Source organism: Acinetobacter sp. YH12239 (assembly GCF_013417635.1).
Taxonomy (GTDB): domain Bacteria; phylum Pseudomonadota; class Gammaproteobacteria; order Pseudomonadales; family Moraxellaceae; genus Acinetobacter.
On record NZ_VPDP01000039.1, the window covers coordinates 1 to 6,842 of the forward strand.

Sequence of the window (6,842 nt, forward strand, 5' to 3'; positions counted from 1 at the left end):
TTGAAGACCTTCAAAATCCTTGCTGAGCGATATCGCAACCGTGGCAAAAGATTGGGATTGAGATTCAGTTTAATCGCAGGGATTTATAATTTAGAACTGAGTAAAAAATGATTTATGAAAGAACCCTAATCTAATTGTCATTATTTATTAAAATCTATCTATTATTTTAATGCAGAATTATTTTAGAAATGCGATAAATTAATGATATCTAAACCCATCTCTACACTAGCATGTATTCCATTAATGTCTTTTTTAATCATTTGCCCATCCCTTTATGCAGCAGATGATTCGTATTTATTACCTCATCAAGCTCCAAATAGCCTTTTGATATTACCTCAACCACCTGCACCTGATAGTGTTAGCCTTTCACATGACCAAGCAATTTTCAAACAAATGCAAGTTCAACGTTCAGATGAGCAGTGGAAACAGGCTGCCATTGATGCTGACGTGTCTAATGAACACCTTGGCATACCGTTTTCAGAGGCGTTTGGATTAGAAATTAGTAAGCAAAATACACCAATATTGTTTGATTTACTGAGAAAGGTAAAGCGTGATAGCCGCTACAGTACACAAGATGCGAAAAAGCATTATAACCGCCAACGACCATTTGCTTTTTATGGTGTCAAAACATGCACGCCACATGAAGAAACAGATTTAAACACGAATGGTTCTTACCCATCGGGACACACCACGATTGGGTGGACATATGCATTAATTTTGGCCGAAATTCGTCCTGATCGTCAAAATGAAATTCTGAAACGTGGTATTGATTTTGGGCAAAGCCGTGTAGTGTGTAATATGCATTGGCAAAGTGATGTTGATGCAGGGCGTATTACAGGTGCAGCACAATTTGCTCGTTTACAAGCCGATCCTAAGTTCAAGGCAGATCTAGCGAGGGCCAAAGAAGAAGTACAGCGCGTATTAACTAGAAAAACTAAATAAATTGATATAAAAAATGCCTGCAATATGCAGGCATTTTTTATGACTAAACTCTTTTCACTTCAGGTTTGCCGTATTCAACTTCAAAACTAGCTGCAATAGAAAGTTTGCCGCCAGGCTTTTCAACAAAATCAAGTACATTTAAATCTGTACGCATATGATCTTTAAAGAAATCTAAAGTTTGATAACCACGTTGATCATTAATAAATTTGATGTGTGGATTTAACTTTAAAATATCTTCTTGACCAGGTCGGATAGGCTGGCCGTTACCAGTTGAGGTGATAGATGTAGTTAAAAATTCAGTCGCAATAGACTGTGATTTGTAATCATTTAGATCACTTGGAATATTGGCAACAAAGTATTGATGAAGATCACCAGATAAAATAACAGTATTTCCGTTTGGAGCGTTGTCATGTATAGATTGAATTAGACGTTCTCGGGCGTATGGATAACCGTTCCACGTATCTTTACCAAAATAAGCATTACCTGATTTATTATAGCGTACCCAAGGCATAACTTGGATCTGCTGTGCAAGTATATTCCAGCGTTTATCATGGCGCATTTGCCTTGCCAACCATTCCTCTTGAACTTTGCCAAGCATATGTTCTGCTTTGTGATTGTCTGTCCGACAGTAACCATTTGTATCCAATCCTTGTTCTAACTGAGCTTTGCTACAAAGAATTGGAGAACGATACTGACGAGTATCCAAAATATTCATTCGCAACATTTGACCAAAATCTAAGGTGCGATATGCAGTAATGTTTGGGCCTTGAGGTTTTTGAGCTAAACGTACGGGCATGTATTCATACCAAGCTTGAAAAGCTGCCGCTCGGCGAAGCAAAAATATTTCTCTCTTTTCTCCCTTTTCTTCTAAATCTGCTACCCAATTATTATCTACTTCGTGATCATCGAATGTTATTGCAAATGGTGCTGATGCATGGGCTGCTTGTAGGTTAGGATCAGCACGGTATTGTGCATATCGTATTCTATATTGAAATAAAGTTTGGATTTCTGGACCAATATGCTGACGAGCAGGGATAGATACACGTAAATTACCTATCGCTCGACCACCACCTTTACCTTCAGGACCTTCATAAATGTAATCGCCATAATGGAAGACAATATCGATATCCTCTTCTTTGCTTAAATAATCATAAGCTGTGTAATAGCCAGTTTCATAGTGTTGGCATCCCACCACAGCAATGCGAACCTTATTTGGCATTTGTTGAGCGCTAGGCGCTGATTTTGCTGTACCAATCGGACTTTCATAATCACTCATGAAGAAACGATAATAATAGCGTGTTTGTGGTGCTAATCCTGTCACTTCAACATGTACGGTATGATGTAAATCTGGATGTGCTTGTACTTCACCCGTTTGTACTATTTTTTTAAAGTTCCGATCGAGTGCGACTTCCCATTTGACGTTAACTGCTTCATTAGGCATTCCTCCATCTACAGAGAGGGGATAAGGTGCAACACGCGTCCAAATCACAAAGCCATCTGGCCATGGATCACCAGAGGCCACACCGAGTTGAAAAGGGCTGATAGGAAATTTAGGATTAGCCCAAGTTTTCACTGGACTGAGCCCTGAGACCAATGCTAGTGAGGTTAAACCAGCTAGACCTAATAAAAATTGTCGGCGATCTGCATTAAATTGATTCATCTTTTATCTACATTATTGGTTTTAATTAAAATAGAGGAAGGCTATAAGTCAAATAGATTCGAGTCTGTTCCTGCTCTGTGCCTGTACTTTTTTTAAATTTTCCGTATTGCGCGGTAAAGCCTAAATTCTTTAGTTTTCCTTGTGGAACTTTGTACCTGAGGGTGTAGTCGATTTCTGACTCTGTTGCACATCCACATTTACCAAAATCACGACCTTGGACTTTCAGGAAAGAGACATTCAATCCTTTGAGATATTGATCTGTAAAATCATATCGGTATCCGTACCATGTCGATTTTTCACCTGCATTGGTGAAATTCTGTAATAGTCTATTGGTAGGGAGATATATAAATGTGCCATCAGCTCCATTTCCTAGGCCACTTTGATTCATGTGAAGAAAATCACCATCACTGCCAATTTTTTGAGCACCAAATTGGAATTGATGATTTTTAATCTTATATTTGAAATCAATGCTCGCAGTTTGGTTACTTACTTTAGTACCATAACCTTTTTCACCACGTTCATTGGCCCCTGTAGCCTGAGTGTCAAATAATCTTAAATCAGTATTAAAACTTTGATTTTCAGTAATATTAAATTTATGTTTAGCACCTAAAAATTGCTGTACATAAAAATCATCGAGCTCACCCACGTAGTATTGCAAAGTTAAATTTTTAGTTGGTTTCCAATCAGCGCCAGCAAATAAAAAACCATCACTCGACTGAGTTGCACCTTTGATAGACAGTTCAGATTTATCACGTGATGCACGAGGAATTGCTTCTGTGACATATCCTGCAGTTAAATTGAGACCTTTTATTTCTTTAGAGGTAAGTTGAGTCCCTATATAGGATGATTCAAGTAAACGTGCAAAACTGCGACTTAAAATAGGTAATTTGGGGCGTAGTTCACCAACTTTTAGTTCAGATTTACTATATTTAACTTTTAATGTGGGATAGGCTCTAGTCCAATATCCAGTAGGTCCGCCATCATCATCAAGTGGGAACATTAATGAGTTCTTAGCCTTATCTTTACTGCCATCTAGACGGATACCGATAGCTGCACTTGCATCTAGGCCCAATCCGACTTTACCTTCGGTATAACCGGACTCGTACATCAATTCAATCCCTTGCCCCCATACAGTCGAATCTTTGTCAGTAGGCTCTTGATCCTGATCAAAGTAATAATTTTTAAAATTAACCTCAGCTCTACTATCTTCTATAAAATCCGCATGCGTGAACTGAATCATTCCAATTGATAATGTGCTTAAAATCAATAATTTATAAATCAAAGTACTGCCTTTTTTGGGGACACTAAATAAACTTTGAAATACCCTACATCCTCAATATGAATTTTATCCTACAGATTTATTAAGTTTATGTGACTTAAAATTGACTACCCTCAATCCTGTTTAAGCTAATGATTATTTCACTTGAGCAAGCATTGCACGATCGAAGCATGCCAAAGAATGTGATTCATCATTCCGATAGAGGTGTTCAATATCTTTCTATTCGCTATACCAATCGTTTAGAAGCTGCAAATTTACGAGCATCAGTCGGTACAACTGGTGATTCATACGATAATGCTCTGGCTGAAACGGTGAATGGCTTATACAAAACAGAGGTGATTGAATATTTAAAAGCAGATTGGCAAGGTTTAGCAGATGTACAACTTGCGACACTCAACTGGGTAGATTGGTTCAATAAAAAGCGTGTACACAGTGCACTGGGTTATGTATCGCCTTTTGAGTTTGAAGCAATGTACTATGATAAGATTAACCCGTTAGGTCAGGTGGCCTAACTTAAATAAAAAAGTCTCCGACAAACCCGGTACGGTTCAGTGAAGAACGTTGGCAAACCATTGGACGAGTTAAAGGCGTACTAATGTTATTGGTGGCTCACACAATTTTTGATGAAGATGACTGTGAAATCATACAAATCATTAGTGCAAGGCAAGTCACTAAAGCGGAGCGAAACAAATATGAGCATGGTTAGATACTCACGCAAAGAGCTGAATGAGAAATTTGGTGAGAAGCAAGATGCTGAAATTCAACGCTTGCTTGCTAAAGGCACAGTTCCTGATGATCAGTTAGATCTATCAGATATGCCTGAAATTACAGACTGGAGCAATGCTGTACGCCATAATCAGTTCTATCGTCCAGTGAAGCAACAGACTTCCATTCGTTTAGATGCTGATGTACTTGCTTGGTTCAAAGCACAAGGCAAAGGTTATCAAACACGAATGAATGAAATCTTACAGGATGCTATGCTCTAAGAATTAAAGAATCATCAATAAAAATGGGAGCTTAGGCTCCCATTTGACTTCTAGCTACTTTTCTAAATTTTGGCTAAATAAAATTTTTCTCTTTAGCACCTTCTGAATCTAAATAGTTCTCTAAAGAATCATCGAGAGCTTCTAACCAAGGCGTATGATGTGGTCTTGCCATTTTTCCAGTCATAACTGAACGATACGTTTTATCTCTAAATTCCATAATATTTTCTTTCTTGTGCTTTTTCCACTGCATGAAAATATTGTGCACCCCATCAACATCAAAATTAGGGTAATCTGTTTCACTAATTAAATATTTCACATATTCACCTTGGAAATGTGCTTTCTCCTCATCTGTACTTAGAGCTTTCTCTTCTAAATGCTTCTTCTCAGTATGATGTTGCATTTCCATGATATTTGGCAAAGAAATTTTACCTAATATGATATCTCTAACATACCAAGCTTGGGCATCAAACATATTGAAGGTATACCATTGATCTTGCATACCTAGATAAAATAAACGGGGATTTTTTTCCCATACCACACCTTGGTAAAGATCTAGTGGATATAAACAATTGTGTGTTCTTAAACGCAATTTATCTTCGATAAATGGGAAATGATGAAGATAACCAGTACACAAAATAATCGCATCAACTTTTGCCGAAGTACCATCTCCAAAATAAGCTTTACGTTCATCTACACGTATTAGCTGTTTTTTCTCAGACCAATTTTTCGGCCATTTAAAACCCATCGGTTTGTTACGATAACAACTATAGATTTGCTTCGCGCCATATTTGTAGCATTGTGAACCGATGTCTTCAGCCGAATAGCTACTACCCACAAGCAGTACCGTTTTATCTGCAAATTCACGGGCATCACGAAAATCATGCGCATGTAAAATACGACCATGAAAACGATCAAAGCCTTTATATACGGGTACTTTTGGCGTCGAAAAGTGCCCTGAGGCCACAATCACATAGTCAAACTCTTCCACATAGTGTCTTTGGTTCTTGTAATCTTCTACTTCAACAGTAAATTTCTTTTTTTGTTCATCGTAGCGGACATGCTGCACCGCGGTATTGAATCTGACCAAATGTTTGATCTTGGCTTTTTCCGCACGACCCTTAATATAATCCCACAACACTTCTCTTGGTGGGTAAGAGGCGATGGGCTTTTTAAAATGTTCGTCAAACGTATAATCCGCAAACTCTAATGCTTCTTTTGGCCCATTAGACCACAAGTAACGGTACATACTACTATGAACGGGCTCTCCATTTTCATCTACACCTGTACGCCAAGTATAGTTCCATTGCCCCCCCCAATCACTTTGTTTTTCAAAACATATAATTTCTGGAATTTCTAGACCTTTGGCCTTTGCTGATTGGAATGCTCTTAATTGTGCCATGCCACTAGGACCTGAACCAATAATTGCTATTCTAGTCATCGCTATCTCCATTAGTTTTAATAGCTTCGCCTATCTCCAATTTTGATTTTATTTAGGATCGTAAGAATAGTTTATGTACAAACCTAAATATAGATTAAGGATAATCCACTCAAAATAGGATGCGAAGTAAAAAAAATATTGTAGGTTACATTTACATTGGATATATAACATACAGAAAAGAATAAAAATTATATCATAAAAACTTATATAAAAATATGGTGTAAATCATAATATTAAATATAACAATTTATCTTCTAAATTTTTTTAATTTAATTTTGAATAACCTGAAGATCAGTGTAAAAAATCCTTCCACTATAAAGCTTTAATGCAGAAGACTATCAAACAACGTTTCATAGCCTAGAATTTTAATCGTATATTTAACATAAAATCTCTTATACGAAATTTGCTTGTCTAGCTTTTCTTTTTATTCCAATGTAGACCTAGCCAATGCTCAATTTTTTCATAATATAAGCCAAATAATAAAGCTATGATGAATGTAGAACAGTTCTGCATTACGTTAAGTGCAAAATCAATAAG

General features: G+C 37.1%; 5 protein-coding genes and 3 pseudogenes. 5 read left to right on the forward strand and 3 right to left on the reverse strand.

The annotated features are described in order from the left end of the window. Nucleotides 1-111 (forward strand): annotated as a pseudogene (locus FTV17_RS15150) (IS5/IS1182 family transposase); the annotation flags it as partial. A gap of 132 nt (nt 112-243) precedes the next feature. Beyond that, entirely contained in the window at nt 244-942 is a 699-nt protein-coding gene (locus tag FTV17_RS15155) for a phosphatase PAP2 family protein (RefSeq protein ID WP_180000654.1), read from the forward strand. 43 nt (nt 943-985) lie between these two features. Here FTV17_RS15155 and FTV17_RS15160 read toward each other — a convergent pair whose 3' ends face one another. Further along, nucleotides 986-2,602, reverse strand: coding sequence for an alkaline phosphatase (locus FTV17_RS15160; RefSeq protein ID WP_180000656.1), 1,617 nt, complete (start codon nt 2,600-2,602; stop codon nt 986-988). Between the two features lie 25 nt (nt 2,603-2,627). Continuing rightward, nucleotides 2,628-3,842 carry an OprD family outer membrane porin gene (locus FTV17_RS15165; RefSeq protein WP_180000657.1) on the reverse strand — a complete coding sequence of 405 codons (1,215 nt, stop codon included), beginning with the start codon at nt 3,840-3,842 and terminating at the stop codon, nt 2,628-2,630. A 179-nt stretch (nt 3,843-4,021) separates the two neighbouring features. On the opposite strand from FTV17_RS15165, the pseudogene FTV17_RS15170 reads away from it, so the two are divergent. From FTV17_RS15170 to FTV17_RS15180, 3 genes and pseudogenes are all read left to right on the forward strand, one after another. After that, nucleotides 4,022-4,393, forward strand: a pseudogene (locus tag FTV17_RS15170) (integrase core domain-containing protein); the annotation flags it as partial. A 41-nt stretch (nt 4,394-4,434) separates the two neighbouring features. Further along, nucleotides 4,435-4,587 (forward strand): annotated as a pseudogene (locus FTV17_RS15175) (BrnT family toxin); the annotation flags it as partial. Then, nucleotides 4,574-4,867: a BrnA antitoxin family protein gene (locus tag FTV17_RS15180; protein WP_180000659.1), complete on the forward strand. Its 294-nt coding sequence runs from the start codon at nt 4,574-4,576 to the stop codon at nt 4,865-4,867. The pseudogene FTV17_RS15175 and the gene FTV17_RS15180, both read left to right, overlap by 14 nt. A 73-nt stretch (nt 4,868-4,940) precedes the next feature. Here the strand turns inward: FTV17_RS15180 and FTV17_RS15185 are convergent, their stop codons facing one another. Beyond that, nucleotides 4,941-6,305 carry an NAD(P)-binding domain-containing protein gene (locus tag FTV17_RS15185; protein ID WP_180000661.1) on the reverse strand — a complete coding sequence of 455 codons (1,365 nt, stop codon included), beginning with the start codon at nt 6,303-6,305 and terminating at the stop codon, nt 4,941-4,943. Nucleotides 6,306-6,842 lie beyond the last annotated feature (537 nt).

Excerpts from the sequence above, each read along its gene's own strand:
- FTV17_RS15155 (WP_180000654.1), top strand. The coding sequence starts at position 244 with ATGTCTTTTTTAATCATTTGCCCATCCCTTTATGCAGCAGATGATTCG.
- FTV17_RS15160 (WP_180000656.1), bottom strand. The coding sequence starts at position 2,602 with ATGAATCAATTTAATGCAGATCGCCGACAATTTTTATTAGGTCTAGCT.
- FTV17_RS15165 (WP_180000657.1), bottom strand. The coding sequence starts at position 3,842 with ATGATTCAGTTCACGCATGCGGATTTTATAGAAGATAGTAGAGCTGAG.
- FTV17_RS15180 (WP_180000659.1), top strand. The coding sequence starts at position 4,574 with ATGAGCATGGTTAGATACTCACGCAAAGAGCTGAATGAGAAATTTGGT.
- FTV17_RS15185 (WP_180000661.1), bottom strand. The coding sequence starts at position 6,305 with ATGACTAGAATAGCAATTATTGGTTCAGGTCCTAGTGGCATGGCACAA.